The sequence below is a fragment of the Streptococcus parasanguinis genome, from assembly GCF_032163505.1.
GTDB lineage: Bacteria > Bacillota > Bacilli > Lactobacillales > Streptococcaceae > Streptococcus > Streptococcus parasanguinis_V.
The window spans coordinates 2,101,019-2,118,583 of sequence record NZ_CP134147.1 but is presented as its reverse complement, the minus strand read 5'-3'; the positions used below and the strand labels follow the sequence as shown (position 1 = coordinate 2,118,583).

General features: G+C 35.0%; 14 protein-coding genes and 3 tRNA genes. 11 read left to right on the top strand and 6 right to left on the bottom strand.

Annotated features, from left to right (window positions below; all coding sequences use genetic code 11):
- Positions 1–267: 267 nt before the first annotated feature.
- Together RIN70_RS10275 and RIN70_RS10270 are read right to left on the bottom strand one after the other, a co-directional pair.
- A complete protein-coding gene (locus RIN70_RS10275) occupies positions 268–1,029 on the bottom strand; it encodes a ParB/RepB/Spo0J family partition protein (protein ID WP_070594308.1) in 762 nt (253 codons plus the stop codon).
- A 71-nt stretch (positions 1,030–1,100) separates the two neighbouring features.
- Entirely contained in the window at positions 1,101–2,282 is a 1,182-nt protein-coding gene (locus RIN70_RS10270; protein ID WP_272144731.1) for a serine protease HtrA, read from the bottom strand.
- A gap of 204 nt (positions 2,283–2,486) precedes the next feature.
- Here RIN70_RS10270 and rlmH point away from each other — a divergent pair, with 204 nt between their 5' ends.
- From rlmH to RIN70_RS10240, 6 genes are all read left to right on the top strand, one after another.
- Entirely contained in the window at positions 2,487–2,966 is a 480-nt protein-coding gene (gene rlmH / locus RIN70_RS10265; protein ID WP_272144733.1) for a 23S rRNA (pseudouridine(1915)-N(3))-methyltransferase RlmH, read from the top strand.
- A 42-nt stretch (positions 2,967–3,008) separates the two neighbouring features.
- Positions 3,009–3,082 (top strand) — tRNA-Arg (locus RIN70_RS10260).
- Between the two features lie 342 nt (positions 3,083–3,424).
- Positions 3,425–4,765 carry a sensor histidine kinase gene (locus tag RIN70_RS10255; RefSeq protein WP_049473259.1) on the top strand — a complete coding sequence of 447 codons (1,341 nt, stop codon included), beginning with the start codon at positions 3,425–3,427 and terminating at the stop codon, positions 4,763–4,765.
- Positions 4,762–5,520, top strand: a complete 759-nt coding sequence (locus RIN70_RS10250) for a response regulator transcription factor (protein WP_003009229.1) — start codon at positions 4,762–4,764, stop codon at positions 5,518–5,520. The genes RIN70_RS10255 and RIN70_RS10250 overlap by 4 nt, the downstream gene beginning before the upstream one ends.
- A 50-nt stretch (positions 5,521–5,570) precedes the next feature.
- A tRNA-Glu gene (locus RIN70_RS10245) sits at positions 5,571–5,642 on the top strand.
- Between the two features lie 8 nt (positions 5,643–5,650).
- A tRNA-Asn gene (locus RIN70_RS10240) sits at positions 5,651–5,724 on the top strand.
- A 90-nt stretch (positions 5,725–5,814) separates the two neighbouring features.
- Here the strand turns inward: RIN70_RS10240 and RIN70_RS10235 are convergent.
- Together RIN70_RS10235 and RIN70_RS10230 are read right to left on the bottom strand one after the other, a co-directional pair.
- On the bottom strand, positions 5,815–8,391 hold the full coding sequence (locus RIN70_RS10235; RefSeq protein ID WP_070664934.1) for a YfhO family protein: 2,577 nt from the start codon (positions 8,389–8,391) through the stop codon (positions 5,815–5,817).
- Between the two features lie 49 nt (positions 8,392–8,440).
- Positions 8,441–10,066 carry an ATP-binding cassette domain-containing protein gene (locus tag RIN70_RS10230; protein WP_049486042.1) on the bottom strand — a complete coding sequence of 542 codons (1,626 nt, stop codon included), beginning with the start codon at positions 10,064–10,066 and terminating at the stop codon, positions 8,441–8,443.
- A 205-nt stretch (positions 10,067–10,271) separates the two neighbouring features.
- Between RIN70_RS10230 and trpS the strand changes: the two genes are divergently transcribed.
- Both trpS and guaB read left to right on the top strand, forming a co-directional pair.
- Positions 10,272–11,300 (top strand): tryptophan--tRNA ligase, encoded by a 1,029-nt coding sequence (trpS, locus tag RIN70_RS10225; RefSeq protein WP_070589902.1) that lies wholly within the window; start codon positions 10,272–10,274, stop codon positions 11,298–11,300.
- A 142-nt stretch (positions 11,301–11,442) separates the two neighbouring features.
- Positions 11,443–12,924, top strand: a complete 1,482-nt coding sequence (gene guaB / locus RIN70_RS10220) for an IMP dehydrogenase (RefSeq protein ID WP_070589899.1) — start codon at positions 11,443–11,445, stop codon at positions 12,922–12,924.
- Positions 12,925–12,970: 46 nt separating this feature from the next.
- Here the strand turns inward: guaB and recF are convergent, their stop codons facing one another.
- Both recF and yaaA read right to left on the bottom strand, forming a co-directional pair.
- Positions 12,971–14,065: a DNA replication/repair protein RecF gene (recF, locus tag RIN70_RS10215; RefSeq protein WP_272144739.1), complete on the bottom strand. Its 1,095-nt coding sequence runs from the start codon at positions 14,063–14,065 to the stop codon at positions 12,971–12,973.
- A complete protein-coding gene (yaaA, locus tag RIN70_RS10210; RefSeq protein WP_254728702.1) occupies positions 14,065–14,427 on the bottom strand; it encodes a S4 domain-containing protein YaaA in 363 nt (120 codons plus the stop codon). Before yaaA ends, recF begins: the two co-directional genes overlap by 1 nt.
- Positions 14,428–14,582: 155 nt before the next feature.
- Here yaaA and yfmF point away from each other — a divergent pair, with 155 nt between their 5' ends.
- The 3 genes from yfmF to RIN70_RS10195 are packed head-to-tail and all read left to right on the top strand — an operon-like array spanning position 14,583 to position 17,547.
- On the top strand, positions 14,583–15,830 hold the full coding sequence (gene yfmF / locus RIN70_RS10205; RefSeq protein WP_272144797.1) for an EF-P 5-aminopentanol modification-associated protein YfmF: 1,248 nt from the start codon (positions 14,583–14,585) through the stop codon (positions 15,828–15,830).
- Between the two features lie 8 nt (positions 15,831–15,838).
- Entirely contained in the window at positions 15,839–17,113 is a 1,275-nt protein-coding gene (gene yfmH, locus RIN70_RS10200) for an EF-P 5-aminopentanol modification-associated protein YfmH (protein ID WP_272144743.1), read from the top strand.
- 26 nt (positions 17,114–17,139) lie between these two features.
- The gene (locus RIN70_RS10195; protein ID WP_195623331.1) at positions 17,140–17,547 is read left to right on the top strand and encodes a helix-turn-helix domain-containing protein; all 408 of its coding nucleotides are present in this window, start codon (positions 17,140–17,142) and stop codon (positions 17,545–17,547) included.
- Positions 17,548–17,565: the final 18 nt, after the last annotated feature.

The window sequence follows — 17,565 nt, the reverse complement described above, 5'->3', positions numbered from 1 at the left end:
TATCAGACTTCCCTCCTTTTCTTGAATTGTATCAAATCATACGTACTCCTATTCTACCACAAACAAAAATAGTTTTCCACAGGCTAAATTTCATGAAATTAAATTATAGTTTTAAACTTTTCCACAAGTTGTGGATTTAAATTCACATTGTTTTTAAAAGTTATCCACAAAGTGGGGATAACTAGAGAATATCCTTATTTTTCTTCTATTTACAAAAGATTTTTATGGTGGAAAAGCTTGTCAATATAAAAAATAAAAATAACAGCCTTATTTAAGGCTGTTGATAATTCGTTGGTATTCATCAAGACTGGAAAAAGAAATTTGGATAGTTCCTTTATTTTGAGAAGAGGAGTGTATCGTCACATCTGTTCCTAATATTTTTTTCAATCGTTGTTCCTCTTCTAGTAGGAAATTTTCTTTTGTTTTTTTATTTTTCTGTTTTCTTTTTGAACTGATCTTATTTTCTAATGTTCGAACATTTAAATGATCCTGTTTGATTCGCTCCAACCAAAAGCGCTGCTCTTCCTCATCAAGAGGAACAAGAACACGCGCGTGAGCCGAAGAAATATCATTTTGAATGACTGCTTCTTGAACAGAGGGAGCTAGATGTAACAAGCGAAGCATATTGCTGATATAGGGTCTAGATTTCCCCATAAATTGAGCGATTTGGTCGTGCTTATAGCCATGATCAACGAGCTTTTGGTAGGAGATAGCTTCTTCAATTGGATTGAGATCTTCTCGTTGAAGATTTTCAATAATGGCTTGTCGCATCATTTCTTGATCCGTTAACTCTTTAATAATCGCAGGAACAAGCTCTAATCCAGCAATTTTTGAAGCTCTAAAACGTCTTTCACCTGCAAGCAATTCAAAACCAATTATTGGAGATTTTCTGACAATAATGGGTTGAATTAAGCCATTTTCTTTGATTGACTGAGCCAGTTCTTCTAATTTTTCTTGATCAAATACTTTTCTTGGTTGGAAAGGATTGGTTCGAATGTCCTTTACCGCTATTTTTTCTAATTTTTCCATCTTATGAATAGAATAACACACCTTTACAAATTCGTAAAGGTGTGTTTACAAGTATGTCAAGAAAGTGAAAGTTAATCGCTCAGATCCTCAGTTGATTTTGTCAACTTGATAGAAGTTGTTTGTTGTTTTCCATCACGATAGAATGTGACCTTGATTGTATCATTGATTTGGTGAGAATAGAGGGCGGATTGTAAATCTGCAGTTGACTCGATATCTGTATCATCGATCTTTGTGATGACATCATAACGTTGCAATTTATCTGAAGCAGGCATATTTTCAAGTGTTGAACGAACTAGTACTCCTCCAGAGATTTTTTCAGGAAGTTTTAATTGGCTTAAATCAGAAGTTGAAAGGTTGGATAAATCCATCATTTGGATTCCAAGAGCTGGTCGAACTACTTTTCCTTTTTCTTCTAGCTGCTTGATAATATTGACAACATCATTTGCAGGAATTGCAAATCCCATTCCTTCTACTGAAGTTTGTCCGTTATTTGAAATTTTACTTGAGGTAATCCCGATGATTTGTCCTTGAATATTGATTAATGGACCTCCAGAGTTTCCTGGGTTGATGGCTGCGTCTGTTTGTAAGGCGCGTGTAGAGATATTTTGTCCATTATCGGCTTTCAATTTCACATTGCGGCCTTGGCTGGAAATAATTCCTTGGGTAACAGAATTAGCATAATCTGTTCCAAGAGGGCTACCGATCGCAATCGCAGTCTCACCAACCGTTAATTGGTTTGAATCTCCGAATTCAGCTACTGCCTTTGCTTTATCCGCACTGATGCGAACGACTGCAATATCAGAATAGACATCTGACCCAACTACTTCTCCGGGGACTTTATTACCATCTGCTAAAAGAATGTCTACTTTTTTAGCACCATTGATTACATGGGTGTTGGTAACAAGGTAGGCATATTTTCCTTCTTTTTTATAAATGACCCCAGAACCTTCACTAGAAATTTGTGAGTCAGAGTTTTCTTCTTTTTCAAATAACCCTTGATTCGAAGAATCAGAATAAGTAATCACAGAAACCACAGCATTTTTCACCTTGTCTACGGCCTCACTAGTTGAGGTTGTATTTTTATAAGCTGTTTTAACAGTGGTTGAGTGTACTTGCTTACTTTCAGTATTTGAAGTAGAAGAATGAGAGGTTTGTAAGGTTAAAAAGGTTCCAAGAATCCCACCTAGAAAACCTACAACAAAAATGAGGGCTATGTTTCCAACTTTTTTCAGTAAATTAGATGAAGATTTCATATTTTCCTCCTAAGGATATCAAATTGTCTAGAGTATAGAAAAACTTTCTTAATTATATCTTAAATAACTAAAGTTATCCACAAATTGTGGATAACTTGTAGAATTTAGTTGAGAAATGGCTTTAAAAAGGACTTTATAGAATAGATTTTCTTTCTATAGCTGTGGATTATTTGTGGAATTGAAGAATTATGCTACAATAGGGGAATGAAAATTAAATTGATAACCGTTGGAAAATTAAAAGAAAAATACTTAAAAGATGGGATCGCGGAGTATATTAAAAGGCTTGGTCGATTTGCAAAAGTAGAACAGGTTGAGTTAGTTGATGAAAAAACTCCAGATCGTGCCAGTCAACTCAAAAATCAACAAATCCTTGAAAAAGAGGGGGAACGAATTCTCTCTAAGATTTCAGATAAGGAATATGTGATTGTATTGGCCATCGAAGGAAAACAATTTCCTTCAGAGAAATTTAGTCAAACGATTGACCAGATTATGATATCTGGTTATTCAAACCTTACTTTTGTTATTGGAGGCAGTCTTGGTCTGTCTCCTGAAGTGAAAAAAAGAGGAAATCTATTAATGAGCTTTGGTCAATTAACTCTTCCTCATCAGTTGATGAAATTAGTGTTGGTGGAACAAATCTATCGTGCTTTCATGATTCAACAGGGGAGTCCTTACCATAAATAACCTTGACGCTCCTTCCTTTTTCTGCTAAAATGAAGTAAGTTCGGTCTCATAGCTCAGCTGGATAGAGCATTCGCCTTCTAAGCGAACGGTCGCAGGTTCGAATCCTGCTGGGATCAAATGAGAGATGCAGCTTTTGCTGCATCTTTTCTATTATGTAAAAATGTATAAATTTTCATTATCTATTAATTTTTGTATACTTCACTATAGATAAATAGTAATGGAATGATTTATTAGGAGTATTTTTTTTAAAAAAACTAACAATCCCTATATAGTGCAAAATGTAGATGATATAAATTGTGTAAAATAGTTTTCATTCATGTAACAAAAACATTACAATTTTACCGATTCCCTTTAATTTTAGGCTATTTTATATTATAATTTTTTGTATATAAAATTTTATTTTTTTATAATAATACTAGAGTATAATAAAATAGAAAAAACAAAGTGGGAGAGTTTGTGTGATTCAGTCATTAATCTTGTCTTTTCTCTTGGGAGGGATCATTGTTCTGACGTTTGCATTAGTGGACGAAAAAATCTATCAGGAACATCAATTTGCATTTATCTTTCTGCTGAGCACCTTTGTTCTTCTTTTTGAAAGTCTCTTAGTATTTTTAGATGTGACTTTATTTTCAAATATTCGACTCTCTGATTTAAATATGCTCTTATGGCCGGTTTATTTATATCCTTATTATCATTATGCCAATCGGACGAATCGCTTGTGCGCCATTTTTTATTCTTTTTTTACTTATTTAGCGGTTGAAGGAACAGCAACTTTTCTGACGATAATTGTCTCTTCAGTATTGGGGGATGCTGTTGTAGCAGCTTACTCGATTGTCTACAATATGTGCATTCGTTTGCTTTCTTTAGGAATCATTTTGAAGTTAATTGACCTATTTGAATTTGATTTCACTCCTTTTTATGAGAAAGAATTTGAAAAATATTTAAAGAGACTCATCTGTGTTTATTTTGCTATATTTGTAGTGATTAATTTTGCTTTATGGATTAGTGAACAAGCGCAATATAAAAATTTTGGGAGTATGTTGGCAACGATTTGTTTTTTCTCTTTTGTAGTCAGCTTATTCCATATGAAAATCGAGCGAGATCAGTATCGTAAAAATTTAGAACTGGAGTATAAAGAATTTTCTGAGCAACAAATGAGTCGGTATATGGCTGAAATTCAAAGTCTCTATTCTATTGTTAGGGGATTTCGTCATGATTTGGGAAATTTAGTTATTTCTATGTCATTAGCTATTGAGGAAGAAAATATTCCAGAAATACAGAGAATCCATAGAGAAGTATTGGAAAAAGGTTATAAAGAGATCAATACAGAAGCATTATCAGGATTCAACTTGGTCAATATCAAAGATTCTGCTTTACGAAGTATTTTGATTCGAGGCTGGTTGGATGCAAGAGATGCTGGGGTGGAAATGACCTTTGAAACGAGTGAACCGATCGAGCAACTACCAGTTGATTTATTAGATATCGTGAGAATCGTTGGGATTCTAGTGACAAACGCTTTGGAAGCTTCAAAAGAAGCAGAAGAAAAGAAAGTTCATATTGCTATTTTCTCTATTTCAAAAATTGTTTACTTAGTGATTCATAATACAACAAATGAAATCACTTTTGATATTAGAAAAATATATGAAGAAGGCTATTCAACAAAAGGAGAAAATAGAGGACTAGGATTAAATAATGTGAGAAAAATCTTAGCAAATTATGGAACGATGTTTTTAGAAACGGAATTGCAAGGAAATCGTTTTTTACAAGTTTTGAAGATTGGAGGATACGAACAAGAATGAAGATTTTTTTATTAGAAGATGAGCTCTCTCAACAGATACGGGTAGAAAAACATATTGCAGAAATTGCTAAGGAATTAGAAATTAAACTTGAAGTGATTTCTACCGGTAAAATTTCGGAATTTGAAAATTATATCCAGCATTCGGATATCCACCAATTATATTTTCTAGATATTCATATCCAAGACAATGAGTATTGTGGGCTGGAAATTGCTCAAAAAATACGAGAAGCAAATCCTTATGCCATTATTGTTTTTATTACTACAAAATCAGAATTTGCTTCGATTACCTATCGTTATAAAGTATCTGCCTTAGATTTTATTGATAAAAATTTGAATGAAGATTTATTTAGATTAAAAATTAAGGAGTGTATTGAGTATCTAACGACTATTCAAATTGGAAATGATGATTTGACAGATTATTTTGAGTATGACTTTAAAGATAAAAAGATAAAAATTCCATTTAAGGATATTCTTTATATTGAAACTGTTGGTTCGGCTTATAAATTAAACTTAGTTGGGAAAAATTTTCAAAAAGAAATTGCGGGAAGTTTATCAGATGTCTTGGAGAAAGATGTGGAGGAGAGATATTTCAGTCCCCATCAATCTTTTATCGTGAATAGAAGTATGATCATTGGAATGGATAAGAAAAAGAAACAGCTACTGTTGAAAGAAGGCTATTCTTGTCCAATCTCAAGAAGCAATATCAAACGTGCCAAAAAATTAATTGAAGAGCAAAATTTAGAATTTAGTGCTTGACAATTAGTTAAATTTTGATATAATGGGATATGTTCTGTTAATGAATATATGGTCCGTTGGTCAAGGGGTTAAGACACCGCCTTTTCACGGCGGTAACACGGGTTCGAATCCCGTACGGACTATATCTCATTCCGCCATAGCTCAGTTGGTAGTAGCGCATGACTGTTAATCATGATGTCGTAGGTTCGAGTCCTACTGGCGGAGCTAGTATAGCACCCATTTGGGTGTTTTTTTTGTTTTGAAAAAGGCTAGGATAATGACTATCCTAGCCTTTTATTTATAAGTGAACGATGGTTAGATTCCTTGGCTTTTTCGTCTTTTTATTTGTCTCCATTCGTAGAGGAAAAAGAGAATGATTCCAACGAAAAAGGCAATGAGTCCTTCAATGAAGCCTTGGGGAACAAATGTTAAGGTGACTGTTCCGGATCCTTTTGAAACACGAACTCCCATCAATCCTTTCTGGATGCGATGAATTTGGATAGGCTTTCCATTTTGTTTAGCTGACCAGCCTTTATCATAAGGGAGTGTAAAAATAAGGGTAGTGTCTCTATTTGCGTTATAGGCTGCTACCAATTTGTTTTTCTTTTTGTGAATAGCAACTTCTTGCTGACGAATGCTAGCGATAGCTTGTGTGTATTGGTCAAGATCCAGAGCAAAAAATTCTGGTGTATCAAAGGAGACTGTCGAATTTTCTGGAAAACTCAAACGAATAGTAACTGTTTCCTCTGTGTCAAAATGGCCAATCGAAAAGAATGGAAAGGCATTATCAATGGTATAGCGTTGGGTCTGTCCATTGTAGCTGATTTCAATATCTTTCCGATCATCGTTTGAAAATTGTAAATTTGGAACATTGACATATAGTTGGCTATGGGCAGGAACCGTTACTTCATATTGAATACTTGCGTAGGATAGATGACTATCTTCTTCAATTTTTGCAGTTTGCAACGAAGATGTAGTATTTTGTGAAGTAGGCGAGAGAATATTTAATTTCTTATAAAATTTATATTTTTCATCTGTGATTTGATGGATGAATCGTGTCTGATTATCCAGTGTCAAATTCGTAAAGGAAGTATTTTTATAAGGTTTTGCTGACAGAAAGGCGATTGGTAAGGCATATTCGTTTTCTGAAAGTGAGACTCCATTTTTGGTTGCAATCTCTTTAAATCCAAATTTTTGAACAGGTTGTTGGCTTAAATTATAGCGAACACCAAATAGACTATCCATTAAAATAGAATTGTTTTGGTATCGAAGATTGAGGTTAGTTCCTTCAGATTTAAATCCTAGTTTGTCCAATGTCGAGCTAGCATCCGTATTTCGTACAGATGAAAATTGAGAAATTCCATTATAACCATACTTCATGCTATCATTGCCCGTTTGTGGATGTAGAATCTCAGTCCGATAATTTGAGTCTGTCTTCTCTCTTACTAAGGATTGGATGGCTTTTAAGTCGCGTTCGTAGGATGACCGAGAAGCAAAGATCCATTCATTCGCAATTCCTTCCATTTGATAATAACTATTTACCGATAATTCAAAAATGGAGAAAAAAAGGATCGAAAGATAGAAAAGTCTAGGCGGTATCTTTTTTAGGATAAATCCTAAACAGACCAAATAGAAAGCAATTAAAAATTCAAAAGTAACAATAAAATTGACAGCATCTAAAAATTTATAGTGACTGCTGTAAAGGACAGTTGCTCCAAATCCTAGAATAAGGAGGAAATTAGCAAGACTAAAACGAATCCAAGTGATCTCCTCTATTCGATTTAGTACTTCTCCTGCCATCAGAATAATCGTCAAAGAAAAGATCCAAGAGTATCGATGAAGAAACATATTTGGCGCGTGCATACCTTGCCAAAGGAGATCTAATAATTGAAAACGAAAACTCAAAATAAGAATGATCAAGAGTATAAAGTAAGAAAGTTTCACGTGAAACTTGATCGACTTTACAAAGAAAAAGGTGATCGCTAATAGAAGTGGAAATAATCCCACGTAGATCATTGGAATTGATCCATATTTAGTAGTGTCAAAACTTCCAATGAAATTTTTCGCAAATACGTCAAGATACCAACTTTTTTCTGTAAAGATACTGTCAACCTTTGAAAAACTTTCTCCATGAGTGCGTAAATCTAAGAAGGTTGGATATAACATCACAAGGCTTGTTATAACTGATAAAAGAGATACAATCACAAAATGAAAGAAGCGTTTTCCAATTCCTTTGATGTCCCATGACAGTTGTGTCAAGTACCATAAAATAAGAAAAATAGACATCATAAACCCAAAATAATAATTTTGGATAAACAAGCTGGTTAAGCTGATAAAGTAGAGAATCTCTCCCTCATTGTAAATGAGTTTTTTGAATCCATAAAGAATTAATGGTGCTAGGATAAAAACATCTAGCCAAGTTTTGATTTCAATTTGGCTGATAGCAAAGCTCATAAGAGCAAATGATGTTGAAAGGGTAAGAACCAGGAATCTAGGAATTTTAGAAAACATTCCATGCAAACTAATATAAGTGCTTAATCCAATAGCTCCAAATTTAAGAAGAGTGATGAGATAAACAGCATCTGGCATGGATTGTGCATTAAAGAAGTAGACAAGAGGAGAAAAGAAACTTCCTAGATAATAGCTACTGAGTGCATAGAAATTAATGCCTAATCCACTTTGGAAACTGTAAAATAGGCTATCTGTCCCATGTAAAATATTTCGAAGTGTGGTATCAAAAATGACATACTGATGATAACCATCTCCTAATAAGGGGGATGTATCACTGTTCCAGTAGATTCCTTGTGAGAGGTAAATAAAGAACATCATGATAGCTGGAATCAGGAAAGAAGATACTATAAAAAGGGATGTTTTTAGCTTTGTTTTATTCATATATTTCTACTGAAAGAGCCTGAAATCATTATTTCAGGGCTCTTTATTTTTATGATTGACTCCAAAGTTCTTTCACTTTTGCTTGAACTTCTTCATTTTCAAGAAACTCATCATAGGTTTCATCAATACGATCGATTACGCCGTTTTTTGAAAGAACGATAATATGGTTGGCGAGTGTTTGAATGAATTCGTGGTCATGGCTAGCAAAGATAATCGATTCTTTAAAATTCTTCAATCCATCATTCAAACTTGAAATAGACTCCAAATCCAAGTGATTGGTTGGATCATCCAGTACAAGAACATTTGACTTGAGGAGCATCAATTTAGACAACATGACACGAACTTTTTCTCCCCCTGACAAGACGTTGACAGACTTGTTAACTTCGTCACCCGAAAAGAGCATCCGTCCTAAGAAACCACGAAGGAAAGTATTGTCATCTTCTTCTTTACTTGCAAATTGACGAAGCCAATCAAGAATACTTTCACCACCTGCAAAATCACGACTGTTGTCTTTTGGTAGATATGATCGACTAGTTGTAACTCCCCACTTGACAGTTCCTTCATATTCAATATCATCCATCAATGCACGGATCAAAGCGGTTGTTTGAATATCGTTCTGTCCGATAAGGGCGGTTTTGTCACCAGGACGTAAGATAAAGCTGATATTGTCAAGGATAGTTTCACCATCAATCTTGACAGAAAGATTTTCAACTGTCAAGAGATCGTTACCAATTTCTCGTTCTGCCTTAAAGTTGATAAATGGGTACTTCCGACTAGATGGAACAATTTCTTCAAGTTCAATCTTGTCAAGCATTTTTTTACGCGAAGTTGCTTGTTTTGATTTTGAAGCGTTGGCTGAGAAACGTGCGACAAACTCTTGCAATTGTTTAATTTTTTCTTCAGCTTTTGCATTTCTATCTGCTTGTAATTTTGCTGCAAGTTCAGAAGATTCTTTCCAGAAATCATAGTTTCCGACGTAAAGTTTAATTTTTCCAAAGTCGAGATCCGCCATATGGGTGCAGACTTTATTCAAAAAGTGGCGGTCATGGGATACAACGATAACCGTATTTTCAAAATCAATCAGAAAATCTTCTAACCAGGTAATGGATTGAATATCCAATCCATTGGTCGGCTCGTCCAAAAGAAGGACATCTGGTTTACCAAAAAGGGCTTTAGCTAAGAGAACTTTCACTTTATCCCCATTGGCTAACTCGCTCATAGTTTGATAATGAAGGTCTTCTGAAATATTTAGATTTTGAAGCAATTGAGATGCTTCACTTTCTGCTTCCCATCCACCAAGTTCGGCAAATTCACCTTCAAGTTCAGCTGCACGGACGCCATCTTCATCAGAGAAATCTTCTTTCATGTAGATAGCATCTTTCTCTTTCATAATGTTGTAGAGCTTTTCATTTCCCATAATGACAACATCGATGACCCGTTCGTCTTCATAGTCAAAGTGATTTTGACGCAAAACGGACAAACGTTCATCAGGACCAAGAGAAATATGACCAGTTGTTGGTTCAATATCTCCAGCTAAAATTTTTAAAAAGGTTGATTTTCCAGCACCATTGGCACCGATAAGACCGTATGTATTTCCTTCTGTAAAGTTGATATTGACATCGTCAAACAATTTTCGATCACTAAAACGTAGTGAGACGTCTGATACTGTAAGCAATGATATTCTCCTCTTTCTATAATGTCTTCATTTTACTAGAAAATAGGGGAAAATTCAACTTTTTTAGTGTCAATTTATTTTTACAATTTTGTAAATTTAGTTGACAAGATAGTAAAGTGTAATTTCGTCACAAACATAGAGGGAAGACTAACATTTTCAACTAGAAAGTGCTATAATGATAGGGATAACGATTAAGGAGAAGAGTATGACAAAACCCATCATTTTGACAGGAGATAGACCAACAGGAAAACTTCATATTGGCCACTATGTAGGTTCTTTAAAAAATCGCGTCTTGCTACAAAATAAAGACGAGTATAATATGTTTGTTTTCCTAGCAGACCAGCAAGCTTTGACAGACCATGCAAAAGATCCAAAAACGATTGTAGAATCTATTGGAAATGTTGCTTTAGATTATCTTGCTGCAGGATTGGATCCTGAAAAGGTTACGATTTTCATTCAAAGTCAGATTCCTGAATTGGCAGAATTGACTATGTATTATATGAATCTGGTATCTTTGGCACGACTTGAAAGAAACCCAACTGTAAAAACTGAGATTTCTCAAAAAGGTTTTGGTGAGAGTATTCCAACAGGATTTTTGGTATACCCTATTTCACAAGCAGCTGATATTACAGCATTTAAAGCAAATTTTGTTCCAGTAGGAAATGACCAAAAACCAATGATTGAACAAACTCGTGAGATTGTTCGTTCCTTTAACCATGCATACAACACAGATGCTTTGGTCGAACCAGAAGGAATTTATCCTGAAAATGAGGGAGCTGGTCGCTTACCTGGTTTAGATGGAAATGCTAAAATGTCTAAATCGTTGAATAATGGAATTTATCTAGCTGATGATGCAGATACTTTAAAGAAAAAAGTGATGAGTATGTATACTGATCCGGATCATATTAAAGTAGAGGATCCAGGAAAAATCGAAGGGAATATGGTATTTCATTACCTGGATGTATTTGGCCGTCCAGAAGATGCAGCTGAAATTGCAGAAATGAAAGAACATTATCAACGTGGTGGACTTGGTGATGTAAAGACCAAACGATATCTTTTAGAAATTTTAGATCGTGAATTAAGACCAATTCGTGAAAAACGCCTTGAGTTTGCAAAGGATATGGGGGAAGTATACTCTATTCTTGAAAAAGGAAGTGAGCGTGCTCGAAATGTAGCAGCTCAAACACTGGATGAAGTAAAATCTGCGATGGGAATTACCTATTTTAAAAAATAAAACGACTTCATTAATAGCGAACATTTCTTTACTGTTCATTGATAATTTACCAATAAATGATTGACAAATTGCGATAGAATGGTATGATATTAACAATAAAAATTCGAGCCTTGCTCAATAAAAAGAAAAGAGGATCCATCTAATGTCTAATTGGGATACAAAGTTTTTAAAAAAAGGGTTTACATTCGATGACGTGCTTTTGATTCCAGCAGAAAGTCACGTATTGCCTAATGATGCAGATTTAAGTACACAATTAGCAAGTAATTTACGCTTGAACATCCCAATCATTACTGCCGCAATGGATACAGTGACAGAAAGTCAAATGGCAATTGCAATGGCACGTGCTGGTGGACTTGGTGTGATCCATAAAAATATGTCAATTGAGCAACAGGCAGATGAAGTACGGAAGGTGAAACGTTCTGAAAATGGTGTTATTATTGATCCTTTCTATTTGACCCCATCTCATACAATTTTAGAAGCAAATGAGCTCATGGGACGATACCGCATCAGTGGTGTTCCAGTTGTTGAAACACTTGAAAATCGTAAATTAGTTGGTATTCTTACCAATCGTGACTTGCGCTTTATTTCTGATTACAATCAACCTATTTCAAATCACATGACAAGTGAAAATTTGGTGACTGCACCAGTTGGTACTGATTTGGAAACAGCTGAGCGTATTCTACAAGAGCACCGTATTGAAAAATTACCATTGGTAGATGAAAATGGTCGTCTTTCTGGCTTGATTACAATCAAAGATATTGAAAAAGTTATTGAGTTTCCAAATGCGGCTAAGGATGAATTTGGTCGTTTGCTTGTAGCTGGTGCTGTAGGGGTTACTTCGGATACCTTTGAACGTGCAGAAGCCCTTTTTGAAGCAGGTGCAGACGCAATTGTTATCGATACTGCTCATGGACATTCTGCTGGGGTTCTTCGTAAAATTGCAGAAATTCGTGCTCATTTTCCAAATCGTACCTTGATCGCTGGAAATATTGCAACAGCTGAAGGCGCTCGTGCGTTATTTGATGCAGGGGTAGACGTTGTTAAAGTCGGAATTGGACCAGGTTCTATCTGTACAACTCGTGTTGTAGCAGGGGTTGGTGTTCCTCAAGTGACTGCTATTTATGATGCAGCCGCTGTAGCTCGTGAATATGGAAAAACGATCATTGCTGATGGTGGTATCAAGTATTCAGGAGATATTGTCAAAGCACTCGCAGCTGGTGGAAATGCGGTTATGCTTGGCTCAATGCTTGCAGGTACAGATGAAGCACCAGGTGAAACAGAAATCTTCCAAGGTCGTAAATTTAAAACATACCGTGGTATGGGATCTATTGCAGCAATGAAGAAAGGTTCTAGCGACCGTTACTTCCAAGGATCTGTCAATGAAGCCAATAAATTAGTCCCTGAAGGAATTGAAGGACGCGTTGCTTATAAAGGTTCTGTAGCAGATATGGTCTTCCAAATGATCGGTGGTATTCGTTCAGGTATGGGTTATGTTGGTGCAGCAACCATTCAAGATTTACATGATCATGCACAATTTGTTGAAATGAGTGGTGCCGGATTGAAAGAAAGCCATCCTCATGATGTACAAATTACAAACGAGGCGCCTAACTACTCGGCACAATAAATTTACACATTTGTAAATAAAAAATAACAGCATCTTGACAGTATTGTCAAGATGCTGTTTTGATATGACCGGCTTGAACAGTAAAAAATTTCAACTCTTCAGGCAGTTCTTTTAAATGATCAAGAGTGGTCGTTGTAATAAATGTTTGAATATTATTAGAGATGGTTTCAAGTAGTTGAAGTTGACGATAATTGTCAAGTTCGCTCATGACATCGTCAAGTAATAAAATAGGCTTTTCTCTTGTGATTTCTTCCATCAATTCGATTTCTGCTAATTTTAGAGAGAGAACAACACTTCGATGCTGGCCTTGACTACCAAAGGTAGCATTCATATTATTGATAAAAAATGCCAAATCATCCCTGTGAGGCCCAATACTTGTTGTTTTCCTAAAAATATCCTTCTGACGGTTTTTTTCCAACATAGAGAGAAACTGCTCTTCTATATCATTTCCTTCTTCAGAAAAAACAGTTGACTGATATTGAATCGATAGGTCTTCTTTGTTGTCAGAAAGTCGAGTGTGTTTTTCTTTTGCTTTAGCTTCTAATTTTTTAATAAACTCAAGCCGATGATGGATGACGCGACTTCCAAAACTAGCTAGTTGTGAATCTAAGACCTCCAAAAATGTAGCATCAATTTTTTCTGAATTTTTTAGATAACTGTTTCTTTGTTTCAGTACATGGTTGTATTGAGATAAGTCGGATAAATAGAGAGGTTTCATCTGACCTAATTCAATGTCAATAAACTTTCGACGTCCTGCAGGTGATCCTTTGATCAGTTGCAAATCTTCGGGTGCGAAAAGGACAACATTCATATGGCCAATATAGTTCGATAATTTGGCTTGTTTCAAATGATTTACCTTAGTTATCCGACCTTTTGGTGTTAAGGAAATTTCTAATGGAAGGGGACCAGTTTCTCTTTGTAATTGACCAGAAACTTTAAAATCGGTGGATTCAAAATAGATGAGATCTCTATCATTTCGTGTTCGATGACTTCTGGTTAAAGCTAGAAAATAAATTGATTCGAGAATATTGGTCTTTCCTTGAGCATTTTGACCTAGGAAAATATTTAATCCAGGATGAAACTCGACTTCAAGTTCTTGATAATTACGAAAATGTTGAATGGATAACTGTTTTAACCACATTAGGAGATACCAGGAAAGCGAATTGCTTTTTCTTTTTTGTTAGTCTTTTTCGGTTGTTTTTTTTGTTGTTGATTGAGTTGCTTGACAAGTTTAGCAACACGTTCCTTTTCTTCCTTTTCTTTAAGATGCTCTTCTATTTCTTCTTGAGAAGGTTCAAGAATGGTGATAGTCATGTTCAGTTCAGGAATGTCAATTTGATCATTGACACGAAGTTTACGGCCTCTCCGTTGTTCTAATTCACCATTAACAAAGACTTCTTTTTCTTGAAGAAAGGCTTTGATTGCACCACCACTCTGTATAATACCGAGTTCTTTTAAGATTGCTTGTAATGTAATAAAGTCATCAAATAATTTGTAATTCATAGTTCACCTCTTTGCGTGTTATTATACCATATTTTTAGTTTTTCTAGGGTAGAGAATGTTGAGTGATTTGAGGAGTTTTTTCACAGTTTGAATTAGGATTTTAGTGTGATTTCGTGTTATAATGAAAGTTACTATTGAGTAGAACGAGGATGAAAATGGAATTAGTAAAGGGCGTGAATCTTCACTTTCTTCAATCAAAAAAATTTAAAACCAATAAAATTAAGGTCCGTTTTTCATCGCCATTAGATGAAAATACCGTGGCTGCGCGTGTTTTAGTAGCCTGTATGATGGAAACTGCAAATCAAAAATATCCAACTTCACAATTATTCCGTGAAAAATTAGCGAGTCTATACGGGGTAGAATTGTCCACCTCAGTCTCTAAGAGGGGTCGTGTTCATTATGTTGATTTGAATATTTCCTTTGTGCGCGATGACTTTTTGAGCAAGAAAAATGTTCTTACTGATGAGGTTTTGGACATTATAGAAACTATCTTCTTTTCACCTTTGGTAGTAGAAGATCACTTTGACAGTGATACATTTGACGTTGAAAAGAAAAATACGATTTCCGATTTGGAGTCAGAAATTGAAGAGCCTTATTATTATGCACATGGGAAATTGAATCAACTATTTTTTGAAGACGAAACAATCGGGATGTCAAGATTGGGGAAAGTTGATTTAGTGAGACAAGAAACAGCTCAAAGTTCTCTTGAACAGTTTCATCAGATGCTCCAATTAGATAACATTGACTTCTTTTTCATAGGTGACTTTAATGAGGTCGCTATTGTGGATCGAGTGAACCAGTTTGAATTCAAGCCACGTGATAACAATTTGTCTGTCACCTATCAACAACCTTTTACAAATGTTGTAAGAGAAAAGTTAGAGCAAAAACAAAACCAACAATCTATTTTAGAATTAGGTTATCATTTTTCTACCCAGTATGGAGAATCTCTCCATATCCCTCTAGTTGTATTAAATGGGATGCTGGGAGCTTTCTCGCATTCGAGACTTTTTCAAATAATACGTGAGAAAGAAGGCCTTGCTTATACTATCTCAAGCCATTTTGATATTTTTACAGGCTTCATGAGGGTTTTTGCAGGTATTGATAAGGAATCTCGTACGAAAGTAATGACCTTGATTATGCGACAGTTGAATGATTTAAAACGAGGCAAGTTTACAGAGTCAGAGCTTCAATTGACAAAAGAAATGTTGGTGAATACGACCTTATTAGCACAGGATCGGCAAAATACCTTGATTGAAAGGGAATATCTGAAAACGATCCTAGGAACGAAAGTCCTTTCTTTAGAAGAGTGGTTAGAGTCCATCGATAAGGTTAGTAGAGAAGAAATTATTGAAGTGGCAAAAACAATTAATTTACAGTCTGTTTATTTTATGGAAGGAAAGTAGTGTAAAGATTGAAAATTAAAGAAAAATATTATGAATCAGTTGGCGAGCAAGTTTACTTTACACGCTTGTCAAATGGGTTGACTATTCATTTAATTCCCAAAGAAGATTATTATGAAACCTATGGAATCATCACAACTAAGTTTGGCTCAGTGGATACACGAATTCTAGTGAATGGGGATGAACGACAATATCCTGCAGGAATTGCTCATTTTCTAGAACATAAAGTATTTGAAGATGAAAATGGTCAAGATTATTTAAAAAAATTCGTTCATTTAGGATCGGAAAGCAATGCCTTTACAAGCTTTACAAAGACAAGTTATCTTTTCTCAACAACTTCAAAAGTCACTGAAAATATTCAATTGTTATTGGAGATGGTTTCAAAGGCTTCCTTTACAGAAAAATCTGTATCTAAGGAAAGAGAAATCATTCAACAAGAAATTGGAATGTACCAAGATAGCCCAGACTATCGATTATTTTTTGGTGCGTTAGAAAATTTATATCCTGGAACACCTTTAGCAGACGATATTGCTGGGACGAGGGATTCTATTTCTAACATTACAATAGACAATCTCCGTGAAAACTTTGACCTATTCTATCATCCCTCTCAAATGCACTTATTAGTGATCGGAAACTTTGATGTTGATGAAGTATTGCAAGTAGTAAAGAAATATGATCGAGTTCCTCTTCATCCATCTGTGGAGTTAGAACGTTTTCCTGTAGAAAAAAATGAAGTAAGATTGAATCAATCTTGTAGAATGGAAGTTGCTACTCCTAAGTTGGCAATTGGAATTCGAGGAAATGATATCATTAAGGAAGAGGAAAAATTTCGTTATAAATTGATGTTGAAATTACTGTTTTCGATGATGTTTGGTTGGACTTCGCAACGGTTTCAAAGTTTATATGAAGCTGGGAAGATTGACAACTCATTGACACTTGAAGTCGAGGTTGAGGAATTATTTCATTTCGTTATTTTGACAATGGATACTCAAGAACCGGTGTCCTTATCTCATCAATTTAGATCAGCGATCAAACAATTTGAGAAGGATCCAGATGTGAATCAAGAACATTTGGATACGATTAAAAGCGAAATGTTTGGTGATTTCTTACAAGGTTTAAATTCGCTTGAGTATAGTGCCACTCAGTTTGAATATTTTTCAGACGGTAGCACTTCTTATGATCTTCCAAAGATTTTACAAGGTATTAGTTTACAAGATATCATCAAATTAGGGCGTCAGTTCATCGACCAGGCTGAGATGGTTGACTATATGATTTTTCAAAAGTAGTAAACAATGTATCAAGAAGGGAAAACATGAAGAAGAGAACGATTGGTCAAGTGTTAAGACTGTCAAGAGTAAATTTACACTTAAGTTTACAGGATGTGTCAAATAAGACAGCTATTGAAATTCCTTATATAGAAGCGTTGGAAAACGATGAGTTTGATCTATTACCGAGTCCCTTTTACGCTCAGATCTATCTTAAAAAGTTAGCATGGGCTTTGGGATTAGATGAGTCCATCCTATTGACAGCTTTTCGTGAAGGAAAAGAATTGTTATTTGATGAAGAAATACTTGTAGATGACGAAGAGCTTCATTCAAGAAAATTAAGACAGAAAGCGAGCTGGTTACCAATCCTGTATTATCTACTAGTTAGTTTTACCATCCTTGGCTTTGTGATTTATATCGTATATTTTTATGAGTTTACAGCATCTGTAAAATAGATGTAAAGATAGTTTATT

Excerpts from the sequence above, each read along its gene's own strand:
- RIN70_RS10270 (WP_272144731.1), bottom strand. The coding sequence starts at position 2,282 with ATGAAATCTTCATCTAATTTACTGAAAAAAGTTGGAAACATAGCCCTC.
- guaB (WP_070589899.1), top strand. The coding sequence starts at position 11,443 with ATGTCTAATTGGGATACAAAGTTTTTAAAAAAAGGGTTTACATTCGAT.
- RIN70_RS10235 (WP_070664934.1), bottom strand. The coding sequence starts at position 8,391 with ATGAATAAAACAAAGCTAAAAACATCCCTTTTTATAGTATCTTCTTTC.
- trpS (WP_070589902.1), top strand. The coding sequence starts at position 10,272 with ATGACAAAACCCATCATTTTGACAGGAGATAGACCAACAGGAAAACTT.
- RIN70_RS10275 (WP_070594308.1), bottom strand. The coding sequence starts at position 1,029 with ATGGAAAAATTAGAAAAAATAGCGGTAAAGGACATTCGAACCAATCCT.
- RIN70_RS10250 (WP_003009229.1), top strand. The coding sequence starts at position 4,762 with ATGAAGATTTTTTTATTAGAAGATGAGCTCTCTCAACAGATACGGGTA.
- recF (WP_272144739.1), bottom strand. The coding sequence starts at position 14,065 with ATGTGGTTAAAACAGTTATCCATTCAACATTTTCGTAATTATCAAGAA.
- yaaA (WP_254728702.1), bottom strand. The coding sequence starts at position 14,427 with ATGAATTACAAATTATTTGATGACTTTATTACATTACAAGCAATCTTA.
- yfmF (WP_272144797.1), top strand. The coding sequence starts at position 14,583 with ATGGAATTAGTAAAGGGCGTGAATCTTCACTTTCTTCAATCAAAAAAA.
- RIN70_RS10195 (WP_195623331.1), top strand. The coding sequence starts at position 17,140 with ATGAAGAAGAGAACGATTGGTCAAGTGTTAAGACTGTCAAGAGTAAAT.
- rlmH (WP_272144733.1), top strand. The coding sequence starts at position 2,487 with ATGAAAATTAAATTGATAACCGTTGGAAAATTAAAAGAAAAATACTTA.